The sequence below is a fragment of the Microbacterium sp. CCNWLW134 genome (genome assembly GCF_037083565.1).
GTDB lineage: Bacteria > Actinomycetota > Actinomycetes > Actinomycetales > Microbacteriaceae > Microbacterium.
Map to the genome: position 1 here is coordinate 611,247 of NZ_JBAOJU010000001.1, position 17,512 is coordinate 628,758.

Consider the following 17,512-nt stretch of genomic DNA (forward strand, 5'->3'; position numbering starts at 1 on the left):
ACCGATCCCGACGCCGCGGATCTCGGAACGTGTCACGGTGCTCACGCCGCGTCGTGGTCGGTGGTCAGCAGCTCGCTGAGAGCGTCGAGCACGTTCTCGGCGTTCTCGCCGTCGGCGGTGAGCGTGACGTAGTCGCCCTGGTCGACGCCCAGCGAGATCACGCCGAGGATGCTCGCGGCGTTCACCGGCTCACCCGAGCCCTTGGCCACCGTGATCGGGATGCCGGCTTCCTTCGCCGCCTGCGCGAAGAGCTTTGCGGGGCGGGCGTGCAGCCCGTGCGACGATCCGATGCGCACCGTGCGGGTCAGGGGGGCCATGGTGATTCCTCTCCTCGGTTCTCAGTGGGGGCTGACTCGCGGGGAGTCAGGTGTGCGCGGGGTTCTCGGCCCCGGCATCCGTCGTGGTCTCCGGTGCCGCGACGGCGACCGCGCGACGCACGAGTTCCAGCGTGCGGGTGCCGTCGAGGTCGGCGAAGACGTCATCGGGCAGCAGCACCACCGTCGTCATCCGCAGGGCCGCTGCCTCCTCGATGTGCGGGAGCGCATCGGCAAGGTGCGGACCGACGAGGATCACGTCGGTGGCATCGAGGTCGATCGGGAGCGACTGCTCGGTCCCGGCGATGGCGGTCCAGGGCAGTCCCGCATCCTGTGCGGCGCGGCGCACACGCTGCGCCACGAAGGTGCTGGACGCACCCGCTCCACACACGACAAGGATCCGCATCGATCCGCCCTCCTCGTGAGCGATTCTTGTGAACTCGCTGAGGGCCGACAAGTCACGCATTCTTCCGCCCGGGCGGAAACCCCTGCCTGCCCCGGGCTCCGCGGGCCCCGGCGTGGTTGACTGGTGCTCGATCCGGACCGCGGCACGGCGGCCCGGCGGAGGGGTGCCCGTGACCAAAGCCAGGCAGGATCGCCTGCTGACGCTGCTGCTGCGGGACGGCACCTGGGCGACGGCCTCGACCCTGGCCGATGCGCTCGGGGTCACCCCCCGCAGCATCCGCTCGTACGTCACCTCCATCAACGCGCGCGTCGCTCCCGGCGTCGCGATCGAGTCGGGTCCGCTGGGCTATCGGGCGGGGCCCGAGGGTGCCGTCGCTCTGCGGGCCGCCGGGGGGACGGATGCCGGGACCCCGCGTGACCGGCTGCACACCGTCATCCGGGGTCTCCTCGACACCGACACCGGGATCGACCTGTTCGACACCGCGATGGAGCTGCACGTCAGTCCCGCCACGCTCGAGGCCGACCTCGCGCGCGTCCGGGGCCTTCTCAGCGGCACCGACCTGACCCTGGAGCGTTCGGCGTCCACGGCGCGACTGCGCGGCGGCGAGATGGCCCGGCGGCGCCTTCTCAGCAGGCTCGCGCACGACGAGATGGATGCCGGGGCGTTCGACCTCGGGGCGCTCCGGCGGAGCCTCGCCGGCACCGCCGTCGACGCCGACGCGTTCGGCGCGTTCAAGTCCGATCTCGTCACCGAGCTCGGCGGACTCGGCTACTACGTCAATGAGCTCGGGATCGCCGACGTCGTCATGCATATCGCCATCGCCGCCGACCGGGTCGCCCACCGGCATCCGCTCTCTCACGACCCCGCGTCGGGCAGCGCCGCCGGGGCCGACGTCGCGGCCGTGATCGAACGCCTCGTGCAGCAGCACTTCGGCGTGCGGCTGGGAGAGGGCGACGTGCAGCATCTCGCCGCGCTCGTGCTCACCCGTGTGATCGCGCCGGGCGGCGAGGGCGTGCAGGCGCGGGCGCGGCCGTCGCTCGACCCTCGGGTGGAGGCGGCGGTGCGGACGGCCGTCGGCCGCGCGGCGCGGGAGTTCCTCGTCGACATCGACGATGAGGACTTCATCACCCGTCTGGCGCTTCACGTCCAGAACCTCCGCCACCGTGCGCAGGACCAGGCATGGTCGCGCAACCCACTCACCCGGTCGTTGAAGTCGACGTATCCGATGATCTTCGAGCTGGCGGTGTACATCGCCGGTGAGCTCGACGCCGAGCTCGGCTTCCCCCTGCCCGACGACGAGATCGCCTACATCGCGATGCACGTCGGGGGCCGGCTCGAGCGGAGCCGCCAGAACGCTCAGCTGCTCACAGCCACGATCGTGTGCCCGGGATACTACGAGCTCCACGAGCTGCTGCGCTCGAGCGTGGACCGCTCGCTCGGCCAGGCGATCGAGGTCGTCGGCGTGGAGACGCGCGTCGACCCCGACTGGGAGAACCTCGGCACCGACCTCGTGCTCACGACGATCGACGCGCCGGTGACGGGGGAGCGGATCGTGCGGATCCAGCCGTTCCTCACCGACGCCGACGTCGAGCGGGTGCAGGCCGCGGCGGGCCGGGTGCGCCGCGCGCGGCGCCTCGCACGGCTGCGCACCGAGCTCGAGCGCTACTTCCCCGCCGATGCCTTCGTGCGCGGACTCGACGTCGACGACACCGGCGAGGAGGGGATCATCCGCCGCCTCGGCGGCATGCTCGTCGCCCAGGGCGTCATCGACGACGACTACGTCGAGCGGTCGATCCAGCGGGAGCGGATGTCGTCGACGGCATTCACCGACGCGCTGGCCGTGCCTCATGCGATCGGGATGACCGCGACGCGCACCGCCATCGCGGTGGGGGTCGCCGAGGGGTCGATTCCGTGGGGGGACTCGCGGGTGCAGGTCGTCGCGCTGGTGGCGTTCTCCGAGGGCGACCGGGAAGCCTTCCAGACGGTCTTCGAGCAGCTGGTCGAGGTCTTCTCCGAGCGCGAGAGCGTGTCGCGCATCGTCCGGCGGGGTACCGACTTCCCCGCCTTCCTCGACGAGCTCGTCGCCGTCATCGACGGCTAGCGTCGCTCGCGCGTCCTGAACTCCTGCAGAATCGCCGCGTGCCCGGCCTCGACGGCGCTTCGGGCGGCGTCGGCCCCGTTCTGCAGGAGTTGCGGACACCCGGCGGAGCGAACCCGGCGCTGGGAGCCCGCGGTCAGCCGCGGCGAAGCCGCGCCTGGAGGCCCAGCCGTGCGGCGGGCCACTCGTGGGGGAGGAGCGAGTACACCGCGGTGTCGCGCAGCGCCCCGTCGGGGCCCAGGCGATGGTTGCGCAGAATCCCGTCGAGCTTCGCGCCGAGGCGCTCGATCGCCGCGCGCGACTGCCGGTTGTGGAAGTGGGTGCGGAATTCCACCGCGATCGCGTCGCACGCCTCGAAGGCGTGCCCGAGCAGGAGAAGCTTCGCGGCCGTGTTCACCGCCGTGCGCTGCGACGCCACGCCCAGCCAGGTGTAACCGATCTCGACGTGCCGATTCGCCTGGTCGATGTTGCAGAAGGTCGTCATGCCGACGGCCGCGCCGGTGTCGGCGCGCACGACCGCCCACGGGTTCATCTCGCCGCGCTCCCCCCACGCCCGCCGCCGTGCGATCTCGGCATCCACGTCGGCGGGGGTCGGCACGGAGGTGTACCACGCATGCTCGAGACCCGCGGCAGCCTCGCGCAGGTCGGCGGCGTGCCCAGCCGCCAGGGGCTCGAGCCGGACGTGAGCGTTTTCGAGGATGACGGGGTCGGTCAGCAGCACGCCCGTCAGCCTACGCGCGCTCGCCGCTGTCGCCGGCCCGGTCACCGCCGCGGTCGTCGGCTCCCGATGTCTCACCCATCGCGGCCTGGACCACCACCGCCCCGGTCGCGGGATCCGGTGCGCGCGACGCCGCCCGCGCGGCGACGATCGCCCGGCGCCCGGCCGGCACGGTGACCGCCAACCCGATGACGATGAATGTCAGCACACCCGCCGCCACCAGGAGGGTCTCGATCGGCACTCTGTCGGCGAGCGGCCCGAAGAACACCATCCCGATCGGCATCGCCACGGCCATGACGATCCCGACGAAGCCGAACACGCGACCCTGCCGTTCGGGTTCGACCGTCTCCTGCAGGAGCGTCATCGACGGCGTCGAGAAGAACGGCACCGCCAGCCCGACGAGGAACATGAAGCCGAAGAACACCCACACGTTCGGTGACAGTCCAAGGCCTACCGAGAGCCCGCCGAACACCAGCGACGACACCACGATGAGACCGATACGGCTTCGCCGTGCGAAGAAGGTCGCGACCACGACGCCGCCCAGCGTCATCCCGATACTGAAGGCGACCTCTAGCACCGCGAGGTTGACGACGTTCTGCTGCTCACCCGCGTCGAACGAGCGCACCAGCATCAGCGGGGTCAGGTTCGAGGGGGCGACGGTGAGGAGGAAGATGATCGCGAACACGATCAGCAGCCACCGCACGAAGGCGTGGTGGGCGATGTATCGCACACCGTCGACGAGATCGGCGAAGTACGCCGTCGGTGCACCCTCCGCCCGGCGCACCGCCCGCACCGGGATGAGCGCCAGCAGGCCGATCCCGATGACGGCGGTGACGACGTCGATGAAGAAGATCGGGACGAGGGATGCCGCGGTGCCGCCGGTCGCGGCGGACGCCCAGGCGTAGATCGCGCCGGCCGCGGCCGGGGCAAGCAGCGCCATCGCCGACTGGATCGACCCGTTGAGGCCGTTGATCCGCATCAGGTGGCGCGTCGGGGTGATCTGCGGGATGAGCGCCGAGACCGCCGGCATCTGGATGCCCGCTCCGGCCGAACGGATCGCGAGGGCCAGGAAGACCAGCCACAGATCGTCGTAGCCGGTCAGCATGATCAGCGCGAGGCCGAGCGTGGTGGCCGCGATGGCGGCATCGGCCCCCATGATCAGGAACTTGCGGTTGTGCCGGTCGGCCCACACACCGCCGAAGATCGACACGATCGCCTGCGGCAGGAACCCGAAGACGGCCGCCAGGGTCATGATCAGCCCCGACTCGTACGTGATCGTGAGATACCAGAAGACGGCGTACTGCACGAGCATCGAGCCGAGGAGGCTCGCGGTCTGACCGCTGAGGAAGAAGACGACGTTCCGCAGCCAGCCCGGGGCCTCTGCGGTGTCGACCGGGGCCGCGTCGGAGGTCATCTCCCCTCGATCTGCGCGAGGAGGGCGCGCGCACCGGCGGCGATGTCGGCGACCTGCGCGGCGGCGTCGGCGGCCGATGACCCGCGCACATCCAGATAGAGCTTCAGCTTCGGTTCCGTCCCGCTCGGGCGCACGATGACCCGGGCGCCCTGGGCGAGCCACAGTCTCAGCACATCGCCGGGCGGCAGGTCGCCGACGCCCTGGCTGAGGTCTTCGAACCGCTCGACGGCGACCGTGCCGATGCGGACAGGAGGGTCGGCGCGCAGCGCCGCCATCACCCGGTCGATCGCCGAGAGGTCATCGACCCGCACCGAGATCTGGTCGCTGGCGAAGAACCCGAAGGTCTCATCGAACTCGCGCAGCACGTCGGCCAGTGTGCGCCCCTCGGCACGCGCGTCGGTGACGATGCCGAGCAGGGCGATGGCGGCGGAGATCCCGTCCTTGTCGCGCACCGTCTCGGGGTTGACGAGGTAGCCGAGGGCCTCCTCGAAGCCGTAGACGATGCCCGGCGCGCGCGAGATCCACTTGAAACCTGTGAGGGTCGCGTGGAAGTCGAGGCCGTAGTGGTGCGCGACGGCTTCCAGCCCGGGGGAGGAGACGAGAGAACACGCAAGGGATGCCGCGGGCCCGCGCCCCGCATCAGCCGCGGCCGCACGGGCGGCACGCCATCCGAGGAGCAGTCCGACCTGGTTGCCGGTGAGCCGGCGCCAGCCGCCCTCGGCGGCCGGGTCGGGCACAGCGACCGCGAGCCGATCGGCGTCGGGGTCGTTCGCCACGACGAGTTCCGCACCTGAGGCGCGTGCGGTCTCGAAGGCCAGAACCATCGCCCCGGGCTCTTCGGGGTTGGGGAAGGCGACGGTGGGGAAGCGCCCGTCGGGGGCGGTCTGCTGCTCGACGAGGATCGGCTCGGGGTAACCCGCCGCAGCGACGATCTTCGACAGTGTCTCCCAGCCCACGCCGTGCATCGCGGTGTAGACCCAGCGGAGCCCGGCCGCACCCGGCCCGGCCGGTGCGACCCGCGCGGTCGCGGCGACGTAGGCGTCGACGACGGCCTCGTCGGCGAGCTCCCACGCGTCCGACCGCGGCAGCTCGTCGACCCGCAGGGTGTCGGCCACGCGCTGGATCTCGGAGGCGATGTGCGCGTCGGCGGGCGCGACGATCTGCGACCCGCCGTGCACCCCTCCGAGATACACCTTGTAGCCGTTGTCGTTCGGCGGATTGTGGCTCGCCGTCACCATGACGCCCGCGTGGGCGCCGAGGTGGCGTACGGCGAAGGCGAGCACAGGAGTCGGGAGAAGACGGGGGAGGACGGTCACGCGCAGTCCCATGCCCGCCATGATCTCGGCGGAGTCGCGGGCGAAGACGTCGGAGTTGCGACGCCCGTCGTAACCGATCACGACGAGAGGGGCCTCGTCTCCGGCTCCCGGTCCGATCTCGTCGGCCTGCGCCAGCACATAGGCCCCGAGCCCGGCCGCGGCCTGCGAGACCAGCACCCGGTTCATCCGATTGCTGCCCGCTCCCAGCTCACCGCGCAGGCCCGCGGTGCCGAAGGCCAGGCGCGCGGCGAAGCGGTCGGTCAGCTCGGTGGCCGCGGCCTCGTCTCCGGCCTCCGTGCGCGCGATCAGGTCATCGAGCTCGGCGCGGGTCTCGTCATCGGGATCCTGATCGCGCCAGGCGCGCGCCTGCGCGATCGCGTGCGACCCCACCGGTGCGGTCACAGCTTCTCCACCACCCGGGCGAGGAGGGAGGAGATCACCGGCTCGGCGTCGCGTCCGGCCTCGAGAACCTCCTCGTGGCTGAGAGGCGTGGTCTGGATGCCCGCCGCGAGGTTGGTGATGAGCGAGAACCCGAGGATCTCCATCCCGGCCTGTCGGGCCGCGATCGCCTCGAGGGCGGTGGACATGCCGACGATGTCGCCGCCGATGCGCTCGGCCATCCGGACTTCTGCCGGGGTCTCGTAGTGCGGCCCGCGGAACTGGCAGTACACGCCCTCGTCGAGCGTCGGGTCGACCGAGCGCGCGATCTCGCGCAGGCGCTCCGAGTACAGGTCGGTGAGGTCGATGAAGGTCGCGCCTTCGAGCGGTGAGGCGGCCGTGAGGTTGATGTGGTCGCTGATGAGCACCGGCTGCCCCGGATGCCACGTGCGGCGGATGCCGCCCGCGCCGTTGGTGAGGACCATGATCCGGGCCCCGGTCGCGGCGGCGGTCCGGACGCTGTGCACGACACGGCGCACCCCGTGGCCCTCGTAGAAATGCGTGCGCGCGCCGATGACGAGCACCCGGCGGCCGGCAGGGGTGAGGATGCTGCGGATCGTGCCCACGTGACCCTCGAGCGCCGGGCGGCTGAAACCGGTCACCTCGGTGGCGGGAACCGTCGCGACGGTCTCGCCGATCAGGTCGGCGGCCTTCCCCCACCCGCTTCCGAGGGTGAGGGCGATGTCGTGGTGGTCCACGCCCGTGAGGCGGGCGATGTCGTCGGCCGCCTGGGCGGCGACGGCGAACGGATCGGCGTTCGGGTCGTCGAGCGGATGGGCAGGGGAATGATGCATGAGATCACGATACGGACCAGATCCGACGCCCTGCCACTGCACCGACCCCGAGCGACCCCCCGCGGCTGTTTGAATGGAGGCATGTCGTTGAGCTTCGAGCGGACCCAGAGCGTGGCGATCCTGGGCGGCGGTCCCGGCGGGTACGAGGCGGCCCTGGCAGCCGCTCAGCTGGGCGCCGAGGTCACCCTCGTCGAGCGTGCCGGCGTCGGCGGGTCGGCCGTCATCACCGATGTCGTCCCCTCCAAGACGCTCATCGCCACGGCCGACGCCGCCGTGGCGATCTCGGAGGCGAGCGACCTGGGCGTGCAGCTGTTCGCCCGAGGCGAGACGGGAAAGCCCCTCAAGCCCGAGATCGCGATCAACCTCGCGGCGGTGAACAAGCGCGTGCTCTCGCTCGCGCGCCAGCAGTCCGACGACATGCGGGCGTCGCTGGTCGAAGCCGGGGTGCGCATCATCTCGGGCCACGGGCGTCTCGAGGGGCGCAACGAGGTCATCGTCTCCACCGACATCGGCGGTACCGATTTCGATCGGGTGGAGGCCGACACCCTCGTCGTCTCGGTCGGCGCCTCGCCCCGTCAGCTGCCGAGCGCCAAGCCCGACGGGCAGCGCATCCTCACCTGGACGCAGCTCTACACGATGAACGCCCTCCCCTCGCACCTCATCGTCGTGGGATCGGGGGTCACCGGGGCCGAGTTCGCCTCGGCGTACATGAACCTCGGAGCCCAGGTCACGCTCATCTCCAGCCGCGACCAGGTGCTCCCGGGCGAGGATGCCGACGCCGCGACCGTGCTCGAGAAGGTGTTCAAGCGCGGCGGCATGACGGTGCTGTCGCGGTGCCGCGCCGAGAGCGTCGTCAACACCGGCGACGGCGTCCAGGTGACCCTGGGCGACGGACGCGTCGTCGAGGGGAGCCACTGCCTCATGGCGGTCGGCGCCATCCCGAACACCGCCGGCATCGGCCTGGAGGAGGCCGGGGTGCAGATGACCGACTCCGGTCACATCCAGGTCAACCGGGTCGCACGCACGAGCGTGCCGAACATCTACGCGGCGGGCGACTGCACCACCTTCGTGCCGCTGGCTTCGGTCGCCTCGATGCAGGGCCGCACCGCCGTCTTCCACGCCCTCGGAGACGTGGTGATCCCGCTCGAGCAGCGCCGCATCACCTCGAACATCTTCACCGCTCCCGAGATCGCCACCATCGGCTTCCAGGAGAAGGATGTCACCTCCGGCGCCATCGACGGACAGGTGCTGAAGCTTCCTCTCTCGGCCAATCCGCGGGCGAAGATGATGGGTGTGCGCGACGGGTTCGTCAAGCTCATCGCCCGTCGCGGCAGCGGCACCGTCATCGGCGGGGTCATCGTCGCCCCGCGGGCGTCGGAGCTGATCTACCCGATCGCGATCGCCGTGGAGCGCCGCCTCACCGTCGATCAGGTCTCGCGGGTGTTCGCCGTCTATCCCTCGCTGTCGGGCAGCATCACCGATGCCGCGCGCGCCATGCACATCGTCGATCGGCCGATGGACGCCGCCCAGGTCTGACCCGCCCGCGTGCGAGGCACCCCGTCGTCGAGCGAGCGCAGCGAGACGACACGCCCCCGCCCACCTCTAGAATTCCCCCGTGCCGATCAATCCCGCGGCGCGCTCGGCGCCCGGCGCCGACGCCGCCCCCGCAGCATCCCGCCCGATCGATCCCGCGCTGCTGACGATCCCCGACGGCGCGGTCGATGTCACCGTCGTCCGCGAGATCGACGGCCTGAGCTACATCGATCCGGACGACCCGGCCATGCCCTCTTACCGGGTGATCGCCAACAACCGCCAGCCCGTGGCCCTGCGCGACATGATGATCCTCCCGGTCCGCACGGGCTACATCGGGCAGGACCGGATCAAGCCCGACCCTGCTCTGGTGCCTCCGACCGGCGCGGAGGCGGTGCCCGACGTCGACGTCGACACCGTGTACCTTCCCGTCCGAGACGGGGTCGCCTCCGCCCTGGTCTACCGCCCTCAGGGCGTCGCCGCCGATGACGCGCTCGGCGTCATCCTGTATGTCCACGGCGGCGGGTTCACCGTCGGCTCGGCCGCCGACACCGACTACATCACGCGTCGCCTGGCCAAGGAGAACGGGGTCATCGTCGTGTCGGCCAACTACCGGCTGGCGCCCGAGTACCCGTTCCCGACCCCGCTCGACGACGTCGCCGACCTTTACGCGTGGCTGCGCACCGATGCGCACCGGCTCGGCGGCGACCCGGCGTGGGTGGCGGTGGCGGGCGACTCGGCGGGGTCGAACTTCGCCGCGGCGCTTCCCCTTCTCGCGCGCACGCGCGGGCTTCCCGCCCCCGACGCGGTGCTGATGTACGGCGCGTTCGTCGACTTCGCACAGGAGCGGTGGCCGTCGTTCCAGGCGCAGGCGCCGCGGGGGATCGTCTACGACAGCGCGTTCTTCGGGTTCATCCGGGGGGCCTACCTGCCGACGACGCCCTGGACCGATCCCCTCGCGAGCCCCATCTACGGCGACCTCGCCGGTTACCCGCCCACCTTCCTCGCCACCGGGACCCACGACCCGATCGTGGATTCGGCCAGGGCGTTCGCCCAGGCGCTCGCCGCCGAAGGCGTCGCCGTCGACGGCTACTTCCCCGAGGGGATGCCGCACGGGTTCTACTTCTTCCCGGACGTCCAGGTGCCCGAGGGCGACATCGCCTTCGAGCGCACCGCAGCCTTTCTCGCGAAGCTCCGCGCGGGATAGCGGGTCGCGCGTCGCCTCCGATCGCCTCCTGTCCGCGACCCGTCAAGAACGGCGGCCTGGTGCGGCGTCAGGCCGCAGATTCTGACGGGTCGGGGGACACCGGGCGCGTGCGCAGCGATGAGCGCGGGGCGGAGGAATGCTCCGGAGCGGGCGCACAACGCCGCCCGCGCGCGCCCGCGCCAGCAGGGCTCCGCGCGACCGCTCCGCGCGTCACGCCCGCACGATCGCCTGCCGCGCTCTCCGCCCGCGTGCGGGCGCGCTACGCGATCGTCAGGAGCTGGTGACCCGCCGCGACAGTCGTGCCGGGATCGGCGTTGATGGCGCCGACGGTGCCGTCCTTGTGCGCCTGGATGGGCTGCTCCATCTTCATGGCCTCGAGCACCACGACCAGGTCGCCCTTGACGACCTGCTGCCCCTCCGCCACCGCGACCTTGACGATCGTCGCCTGCATCGGCGCCTTCACCGCGTCGCCCGATGCGCCCGCGACGGCGGAGGCGGTGTGGGAGCGCCGCGACGGCGGCACGGCTGCCGGACGACCGGCCGTGTGCGAGGCGGTGGTGGCGACCCGGTCGGGGAGGCTGACCTCGAGGCGCTTGCCGGCGACCTCGACGACGACGGTGTGGCGGCCTTCGCCGGCGGCGGGAGCGTCGAGCTCGCCGTCCCACGGCGGGATGTCATTGTCGAACTCCGTCTCGATCCACCTGGTGTACACGCCGAACACGCCGTCCTCGGCGGTGAAAGCGGGGTCACGGACGACCTTGCGATGGAACGGCAGAACGGTGGGGAGTCCCGCCACCTCGAACTCGTCCAGAGCCCTTCGCGCGCGCTCGAGCGCCTCCGCGCGGTCGCGGCCGGTCACGATGATCTTGGCCAGCAGCGAGTCGAACGCCCCCGACACGCTGTCGCCGGCGGTCACGCCGGAGTCCAGACGCAGGCCCGGGCCGCCGAACGTCTTGAAGACGTGGATCGGGCCGGGCTGAGGGAGGAAGCCGCGACCGGGGTCTTCGCCGTTGATGCGGAACTCGATCGAGTGGCCCACCGGCGCCGGGTCGTCGTAGCCGAGCTCTTCGCCCTCGGCGAGGCGGAACTGCTCGCGCACGAGGTCGAGCCCGGTCACCTCCTCGGAGACGGGGTGCTCCACCTGGAGGCGGGTGTTCACCTCGAGGAAGGAGATGGTGCCGTCGGCGCCGATCAGGAACTCGCACGTTCCCGCGCCGAGGTAGCCCACCTCACGGAGGATGGCCTTCGAGGCGTCGTAGAGGATGCGGTTCTGCTCCTCGGTGAGGAACGGTGCGGGGGCCTCTTCGACGAGCTTCTGGTGGCGGCGCTGGAGCGAGCAGTCGCGCGTGGAGACGACCACGACGTTGCCCGCGCTGTCGGCGAGGCACTGGGTCTCGACGTGTCGGGGCTTGTCGAGGTACTTCTCCACGAAGCACTCGCCCCGGCCGAAGGCCGCGATCGCCTCGCGGGTCGCCGACTCGAACATCTCGGGCACCTCGTCGAGGGTGCGCGCGACCTTCAGGCCCCGCCCGCCGCCGCCGTAGGCGGCCTTGATCGCGATGGGGAGCCCCACCGACTCGGCGAAGGCCACGACTTCGTCCGCGCCCGCGACCGGCCCCGGCGTGCCGGGAGCCAGGGGAGCGCCGACCTTCTCGGCGACGGCGCGCGCGGTGACCTTGTCGCCTAGCGCCTCGATCGCCTCGGGCGAGGGACCGATCCACACCAGGCCCGCGGCGATGACGGCCCGGGCGAAGTCGGCGTTCTCGGCGAGGAAGCCGTAGCCGGGGTGCACCGCGTCGGCGCCCGAGCGGCGGGCGATCGAGAGGATCTTCTCGATCGAGAGGTACGTCTCGGCGCTCGTGGAGCCCTCGAGGGCGTACGCCTCGTCGGCGAGACGGGCGTGGAGGGCGTCGCGATCCTGGTCGGCGTAGACGGCGACGGACGCCTTCCCGGCGTCGCGGGCGGCACGGATGACGCGGACGGCGATCTCGCCGCGATTCGCGATGAGCACCTTGGCGATTCGAGGCATGGAGGCCAGCCTACCCACGCGGATGCTCGGTCATTTGACTGGTTCGTACAAGAACCGGGAAGAAACGTGGGCGTCCAACCACAACTCGCCGCCTCAGTCGGAAGTCCCCCAGAGCGAGGTCCAGGCGACCCCGTGACGCGTGATCAGGCGTCGAAGGGTCGACAGCGACATCCCGACCACCGTCGACGGATCGCCCTCGACCCGCTCGATGAAGGGTCCGCCCAGGCTGTCGACGGTGAAGGCGCCCGCGACCTGCAGCGGCTCGCCGGTGGCCACGTACGCGTCGATCTCGTCGTCGGTGACGTCGGCGCAGAAGCTCACCGACGCCTCGGCCACGGCGTGCTCCTCGTGCGCGGGCGCACCGGGGGAGATGCGGAACACGCTGTGGCCCGAGTGCAGCACGCCGGTGCGGCCGCGCATCTCGCGCCACCGCGCGACCGCCACGTCGGGTTCATACGGCTTCCCGAGGATCTCGCCGCCGAGCTCGAACATCGAGTCGCCGCCGATCACGACACCGTCGAAGGCCGGATCCTCCGCGACCACGCGCGCCGCGACATCCGCCGCCTTCCGCCGCGCGAGCAGCAGGACGTGCTCCTGAGGACTGAGGGTGCGCCCTTCACCCGCCTCGACGGCCGCGATGACCTCTTCCTCGTCGACGTCGGGGGCGAGGGTCTCGGGTTCGATGCCGGCGCTGCGCAGCAGCATGAGACGGGCGGGCGACGTCGAGGCGAGGAGCACACGCATGACTCCCACGCTAGCGAGGGAGCGGCCCCGGTCGGTCATTAGGGTTGAGGGATGGATGTCGGTGACCTGCTCGATCTCCGCATCGACGACGTCGCCCACGGCGGCGTCTTCGTCGCCCGTCACGGTGCCGGAGACGGGGAGCGGGGTCGGGTCGTCTTCGTGCCCGATACCCTGCCCGGCGAAGTGGTCCGTGCGCGGCTCGTCGACACCTCGAAGAAGGCGTTCTGGCGCGCCGAGGTCGTCGAGGTCACCGAGGTCTCACCCGATCGACGCCCCCACATCTGGCCGCAGGCCGACCTGACCACGCCCCCGGCGAACCGCCCCGGCGGCGCCGACTTCGGGCACATCGCCCTGGGTGCGCAGCGTGCGCTGAAGAAGCGGGTGATCGACGACGCGCTCCGCCGCATCGGCGGCGCCGAGCGAGAGGTCACGATGGCGCCGGCAGGCACCGCGGGTGGGGGAACGGAGACCCCGGATGCCACGCGCTGGCGCACCCGCGTCAGCCTCCACGTCGACGCCCGCGGCGCCGTCGGGCCCTACGCGGTGCGCAGTCACCGCGTGGTGGAGGTCACCGAGCTGCCGCTGGCGACAGCCGAGATCGAAGAGGCGACGTCGTCGCTCGGACGTCTGCGCCCGGGGCGGGTGGACCTCGTTCAGCCCGCCGACGGGCGCGTGCGCGTCATCCCTCGTCCGGAGCGCACGCGCCGCAGCCCGGCGAACCCCGTCGATCCGACCGCCCACGAGGTGATCATCGAGCACGTGGGCGAGCGCGCGTTCCGCGTCGATGCCGGCGGCTTCTGGCAGGTGCATCGCCTGGCCGCCGAGACCCTCACCGATGTCGTCACGGGCGCAGTGCGCCGGTCGGGCGCCTTCGATCCCGACGCCCTGCACCTCGACCTCTACGGGGGTGTCGGTCTCTTCGCGGCGGCTCTCGGGGACCTCGGCGGCCCGCGCACCCGGGCGATCAGCGTCGAGTCCGACCCCCGCGCCACCGGTCACGCCGCACAGAACCTCACCGCGTGGCCGGCCATGAGTGCCGAGACCGGGCGCGTCGACCGTTGGCTTCCCCGCTTCGCCCAGGGGCTCACGCGCGCCGACGCCGCGGCGCTCGCCCGCGGCACGATCCTCCTCGACCCGCCGCGGGCCGGCGCCGGGCGCGAGGTCGTCGACGCCGTCGCCGCGCTGACGCCCGCCGCCGTGGTCTACGTCGCCTGCGACCCGGTCGCGCTCGCGCGCGACCTCCGCACCTTCCGCGACCACGGCTACGACACCGCCCTCATCGAGGCGATCGACCTCTTCCCCCACTCCCACCACGTTGAAGCGGTGGCGGTGCTCACCGGCGAGGGGCCGCGTGGATAGAGTGCTGACATGACCCGCGTGGCCCTCATCGACGATCACGAGTCGGTGCGCCTCGGGCTGGAGGCGGCCTGCGCCCGCGTCGGCGCTCAGACCGTGGTGTTCTCGGGCAGTTCGGTCGCCGCCTATCTCGATTGGCGAGCCTTCAGCGCCTCGTCACCCGCCGATGTCGTCGTGCTCGACCTCACGCTCGGCGATGGGACGACCGTCTCCGAGAACGTCCGCCGGCTCGTCCGCGACGGCTCGAGCGTCATCATCCACAGCGTCGCCGACCGGCCCGAAGCCGTGCGCGAAGCGCTGCTGGCGGGAGCAGCGGGGATCGTCAGCAAGTCCTCCCGCATCGACGACGTCACCGCCGCGATCGCCACGGTGTCCCGGGGCGAGCCGCTCAACAACGTCGAGTGGGCGAGTGCCATCGAAGGCGACCGCGCGTTCGCCGACGCGCAGCTGTCCGCGCGCGAGCGCGATGTTCTGCGCCTGTATGCGGCGGGCCTGCCGCTGCGCGCGGTCGCGGAACGGCTGGGAGTGGCCTACTCCACGGCCAAGGAGAACATCACGCGCGTTCGGGTGAAGTACGTCGAGGTCGGGCGGCCGGCGCCCACCAAGCTCGACCTCATGCGCCGCGCGATCGAGGACGGCATCCTGACCCCACCGGCCGCGGACGGATCGGTCGGCCATGAGCGTCGGCGCTGAGGCTCAGCGCGCGGCGCCACCTGAGGCCGTCGGGCGCATTCCGCAGGGACCGGAGAGCGCGGCATCCCTCGGCTCGTTCACCCGGCGCCGGGTCGAGCGCATCCTCACCATCGCGATCGCGATCGGATGCCTCATCCTCGGCGCTCAGGCCTTCGTCACCGCCCTCGGGCCGAGCGACGAGGCTCCCGGATGGCACGTGCCCCTGATGGTCCTCACCTTCGGACCGCTGGCGGCCATGCTCATCGCCTGCGCGGTCGGGCGCGCCGTGCGGGTCTTCGCCGCACTGTTCTGCGTCTGCTACGTCATCGCGCTTGCCCTCTGGCCGGCAGCGACCGCCGGTCAACCGTCGGACCCCACCACGCAGCCCTGGATCTGGTACCTGGTGAACGTCGCCACGGTCGCCTCGGTGGTCGTCGTGCCCTTCATGTGGCAGGTGGCGTGGACGCTGATGGTGCCGATGTTCTTCGGCTCGGTGCGGATCCTCCAGACCGATGCGGCGCCGCAGCTGTGGATCCCTCTGGTGCTGGACGTCTCGTTCGCCCTCATCCTGGGAATGATGCTCATCACCCTCGGCCGGGTGTTCCGGCGGATCGCGGCCGACGTCGATGATGCCCGCACCAAGGCCGTCGCCAGCTACGCCCGTGCCGCCGCGGCCAACGCCGCGGAGGAGGAGCGGGTCGCGGTTGCCGCCCTCATGCACGACAGCGTGCTGGCCGCGCTCATCGCCAGCGAGCGTGCCGACACCGAGCGTGAGCGCACCCTCGCCGTGGCGATGGCCCGTGAGGCGCTGACCCGCTTCGCCAACACCGAGCAGGGTGTGGAGGAAGGAAGCGACGAGCCCACCGACGCCCAGGCACTCGCCGACGCCGTCGAGCGCGCCGCTGCGAACCTGGGGGCCGACCCCGTGCGGAGTCGCGACATCGGGCTCGACACGCCGCCGCTGCCGGGCCGCGTCGCGCGCGCGCTCACCCTCGCCGCGACCCAGGCCGTCGCCAACGCGGTCGAGCACGCGCACGGTGAGGGGCTCGCCGTCCACGTGTCGGGGCGGGCCGACCGGATCGCCGTCGTCGTCTCCGACACCGGCCACGGTTTCGACCTGCACGCGATCCCCGACGATCGGCTGGGGATCCGTGCGTCCATCGTCGCCCGCGTCGCCGCCGTCGGCGGTATCGCCGCCGTCGAACCGACGCCGCAGGGGACCACGGTGACTCTGGAATGGCGGCCGGTGACCGCATGATCAGTGTCCGCGGCATCCTTCTCGGCCTCGCCTTCGCCTTCACCGCCTACCTCGCCGCGCGCGGGCTGTGGTGGACGGAGGACGTCCAGAACCCTTCGCTGGTGATCGCCGCGCTTTTGCTGTACCTGCCCACGACCTGGCTCTGCATCTTCTGGGAGCCCCGGCTCACCACCGACGACCCCGTCGACTCGTCCGTGACCGCGGGCGTGCGTGGACCCACACGCCTGCCGGTGTGGATCTCCCTCCTCGCCATCGCGAACGCCGTCGTCGTGCCCGCGGCCATCTCGATGGGGGTCGCCGCCGATATCCGCACCGAGCCGTTCGCCACCTGGTATCTCGGGGGCATCGGCGCGCTGATGACGATCGTGATGGCGCGACGGCGACCCCTGTTCGCCTGGATCGGCACCGCCATCCTCGCCGCACTGTCGGCATGGTGGATGGGCGGACTGAATGCCCTCGCACTCGGGCTGGTCGGGTCGGTGGTGTGGGTCGTCGTCGCTCAGTTGCTCATTCGCGGGCTTGATCGTGCGGCCCGGGACACCGCGCAGCTCGCCGAACTGCAGCGGGTGTCGTCGGCCTGGCAGGCCTCACAGCTCACCCGCCAGCGCGAGCGGCGGATCCAGGTGCAGCGCGCCCTTGCGATCGCCGGTCCGCTCCTGACCCGCACTGTGTCGACGGGCGGCCGGCTCACGCCCGAGGAGCGCCTGCAGGCGCGCCTCGCCGAAGGCCGGCTCCGCGACGACATGCGGGGGCCGCGCCTGCTGGACGACGACGTCCGCACCGAGGTCGAACGCCTGCGGCGGCGGGGCGCTTCGGTGACGATGCTCGACGAGGGCGGCCTCGACGGCATCGACGAACGGTCGCTCGCGGTCATCCGCGCAGAACTCGCCGAGACGCTGCGCTCGGCCACGTCCGACCGGCTCTACATCCGCACGTCGCCGCACACGCGCGTGGCCGTCACCGTGGTGGGGCGCTCGGGCACCGAGAACGGCCTGTCCGACGAGGATTCCGTCGACCTCTGGCGTGAGATCGACCACCCCGGTCGGTGACCTCTCCGGTCGCCACGCGGGATCTTCCGTCTGCCTCACCCCCAGGAGGGGGAGGAGGCGAGGGGCGGCGAAGCCGCCCGCCCCTCGCCTGAGCGAACGGTTACCCGAAAACCGTTCGCACAGCCAAACCGCTTGGACCGTCGAAGAGACGACGGGCGGTCGGGCCGAA

Annotated in this window: 15 protein-coding genes; 7 read left to right on the forward strand and 8 right to left on the reverse strand. The window is 71.7% G+C overall.

From position 1 onward, the window contains the following. Positions 1–41: 41 nt before the first annotated feature. Together V6S02_RS02840 and V6S02_RS02845 are read right to left on the reverse strand one after the other, a co-directional pair. A complete protein-coding gene (locus V6S02_RS02840) occupies positions 42–317 on the reverse strand; it encodes an HPr family phosphocarrier protein (protein WP_124292697.1) in 276 nt (91 codons plus the stop codon). 46 nt (positions 318–363) lie between these two features. Then, positions 364–720 carry a PTS sugar transporter subunit IIB gene (locus V6S02_RS02845; protein WP_336399797.1) on the reverse strand — a complete coding sequence of 119 codons (357 nt, stop codon included), beginning with the start codon at positions 718–720 and terminating at the stop codon, positions 364–366. 169 nt (positions 721–889) lie between these two features. Between V6S02_RS02845 and V6S02_RS02850 the strand changes: the two genes are divergently transcribed. Next, complete coding sequence (locus V6S02_RS02850; RefSeq protein ID WP_336399798.1) at positions 890–2,821, forward strand: BglG family transcription antiterminator; 1,932 nt, start codon at positions 890–892, stop codon at positions 2,819–2,821. 133 nt (positions 2,822–2,954) lie between these two features. On the opposite strand, the gene V6S02_RS02855 is transcribed toward V6S02_RS02850, so the two are convergent. Genes V6S02_RS02855 through V6S02_RS02870 form a run of 4 tightly spaced genes read right to left on the reverse strand, consistent with a single transcriptional unit; the run spans position 2,955 to position 7,498 of the window. After that, entirely contained in the window at positions 2,955–3,539 is a 585-nt protein-coding gene (locus V6S02_RS02855; RefSeq protein WP_336399799.1) for a GNAT family N-acetyltransferase, read from the reverse strand. Between the two features lie 10 nt (positions 3,540–3,549). Beyond that, positions 3,550–4,950 (reverse strand): MFS transporter, encoded by a 1,401-nt coding sequence (locus tag V6S02_RS02860; RefSeq protein WP_336399800.1) that lies wholly within the window; start codon positions 4,948–4,950, stop codon positions 3,550–3,552. Continuing rightward, the gene (locus V6S02_RS02865; RefSeq protein WP_442927915.1) at positions 4,947–6,656 is read right to left on the reverse strand and encodes a phospho-sugar mutase; all 1,710 of its coding nucleotides are present in this window, start codon (positions 6,654–6,656) and stop codon (positions 4,947–4,949) included. The genes V6S02_RS02860 and V6S02_RS02865 overlap by 4 nt, the downstream gene beginning before the upstream one ends. Positions 6,657–6,664: 8 nt before the next feature. Beyond that, on the reverse strand, positions 6,665–7,498 hold the full coding sequence (locus V6S02_RS02870) for a purine-nucleoside phosphorylase (RefSeq protein WP_336399802.1): 834 nt from the start codon (positions 7,496–7,498) through the stop codon (positions 6,665–6,667). 81 nt (positions 7,499–7,579) lie between these two features. On the opposite strand from V6S02_RS02870, the gene V6S02_RS02875 reads away from it, so the two are divergent. Both V6S02_RS02875 and V6S02_RS02880 read left to right on the forward strand, forming a co-directional pair. Beyond that, a complete protein-coding gene (locus V6S02_RS02875; RefSeq protein ID WP_336399803.1) occupies positions 7,580–9,034 on the forward strand; it encodes an NAD(P)H-quinone dehydrogenase in 1,455 nt (484 codons plus the stop codon). A 79-nt stretch (positions 9,035–9,113) separates the two neighbouring features. Then, a complete protein-coding gene (locus tag V6S02_RS02880; RefSeq protein ID WP_336399804.1) occupies positions 9,114–10,235 on the forward strand; it encodes an alpha/beta hydrolase in 1,122 nt (373 codons plus the stop codon). 259 nt (positions 10,236–10,494) lie between these two features. Here the strand turns inward: V6S02_RS02880 and V6S02_RS02885 are convergent, their stop codons facing one another. Together V6S02_RS02885 and V6S02_RS02890 are read right to left on the reverse strand one after the other, a co-directional pair. Next, positions 10,495–12,264, reverse strand: coding sequence for an ATP-binding protein (locus tag V6S02_RS02885; RefSeq protein WP_336399805.1), 1,770 nt, complete (start codon positions 12,262–12,264; stop codon positions 10,495–10,497). Positions 12,265–12,357: 93 nt separating this feature from the next. Next, on the reverse strand, positions 12,358–13,008 hold the full coding sequence (locus tag V6S02_RS02890; RefSeq protein ID WP_336399806.1) for a Maf family protein: 651 nt from the start codon (positions 13,006–13,008) through the stop codon (positions 12,358–12,360). A gap of 51 nt (positions 13,009–13,059) precedes the next feature. On the opposite strand from V6S02_RS02890, the gene V6S02_RS02895 reads away from it, so the two are divergent. From V6S02_RS02895 to V6S02_RS02910, 4 genes are read left to right on the forward strand one after another with little or no spacing between them, the layout of a single operon-like run. Further along, positions 13,060–14,367 carry a class I SAM-dependent RNA methyltransferase gene (locus V6S02_RS02895; protein WP_336399807.1) on the forward strand — a complete coding sequence of 436 codons (1,308 nt, stop codon included), beginning with the start codon at positions 13,060–13,062 and terminating at the stop codon, positions 14,365–14,367. Between the two features lie 9 nt (positions 14,368–14,376). Continuing rightward, positions 14,377–15,057, forward strand: coding sequence for a response regulator transcription factor (locus V6S02_RS02900; protein WP_124292706.1), 681 nt, complete (start codon positions 14,377–14,379; stop codon positions 15,055–15,057). After that, positions 15,041–16,294 (forward strand): sensor histidine kinase, encoded by a 1,254-nt coding sequence (locus V6S02_RS02905; RefSeq protein WP_336399808.1) that lies wholly within the window; start codon positions 15,041–15,043, stop codon positions 16,292–16,294. The genes V6S02_RS02900 and V6S02_RS02905 overlap by 17 nt, the downstream gene beginning before the upstream one ends. Then, positions 16,291–17,343, forward strand: coding sequence for a hypothetical protein (locus tag V6S02_RS02910; RefSeq protein ID WP_336399809.1), 1,053 nt, complete (start codon positions 16,291–16,293; stop codon positions 17,341–17,343). The genes V6S02_RS02905 and V6S02_RS02910 overlap by 4 nt, the downstream gene beginning before the upstream one ends. Positions 17,344–17,512: the final 169 nt, after the last annotated feature.

What these genes read in the sequence shown, in the direction of transcription:
- V6S02_RS02860 (WP_336399800.1), bottom strand. Translation starts at nt 4,950, where the DNA reads ATGACCTCCGACGCGGCCCCGGTCGACACCGCAGAGGCCCCGGGCTGG.
- V6S02_RS02875 (WP_336399803.1), top strand. Translation starts at nt 7,580, where the DNA reads ATGTCGTTGAGCTTCGAGCGGACCCAGAGCGTGGCGATCCTGGGCGGC.
- V6S02_RS02870 (WP_336399802.1), bottom strand. Translation starts at nt 7,498, where the DNA reads ATGCATCATTCCCCTGCCCATCCGCTCGACGACCCGAACGCCGATCCG.
- V6S02_RS02845 (WP_336399797.1), bottom strand. Translation starts at nt 720, where the DNA reads ATGCGGATCCTTGTCGTGTGTGGAGCGGGTGCGTCCAGCACCTTCGTG.
- V6S02_RS02895 (WP_336399807.1), top strand. Translation starts at nt 13,060, where the DNA reads ATGGATGTCGGTGACCTGCTCGATCTCCGCATCGACGACGTCGCCCAC.
- V6S02_RS02885 (WP_336399805.1), bottom strand. Translation starts at nt 12,264, where the DNA reads ATGCCTCGAATCGCCAAGGTGCTCATCGCGAATCGCGGCGAGATCGCC.
- V6S02_RS02905 (WP_336399808.1), top strand. Translation starts at nt 15,041, where the DNA reads ATGAGCGTCGGCGCTGAGGCTCAGCGCGCGGCGCCACCTGAGGCCGTC.
- V6S02_RS02910 (WP_336399809.1), top strand. Translation starts at nt 16,291, where the DNA reads ATGATCAGTGTCCGCGGCATCCTTCTCGGCCTCGCCTTCGCCTTCACC.
- V6S02_RS02900 (WP_124292706.1), top strand. Translation starts at nt 14,377, where the DNA reads ATGACCCGCGTGGCCCTCATCGACGATCACGAGTCGGTGCGCCTCGGG.
- V6S02_RS02890 (WP_336399806.1), bottom strand. Translation starts at nt 13,008, where the DNA reads ATGCGTGTGCTCCTCGCCTCGACGTCGCCCGCCCGTCTCATGCTGCTG.
- V6S02_RS02840 (WP_124292697.1), bottom strand. Translation starts at nt 317, where the DNA reads ATGGCCCCCCTGACCCGCACGGTGCGCATCGGATCGTCGCACGGGCTG.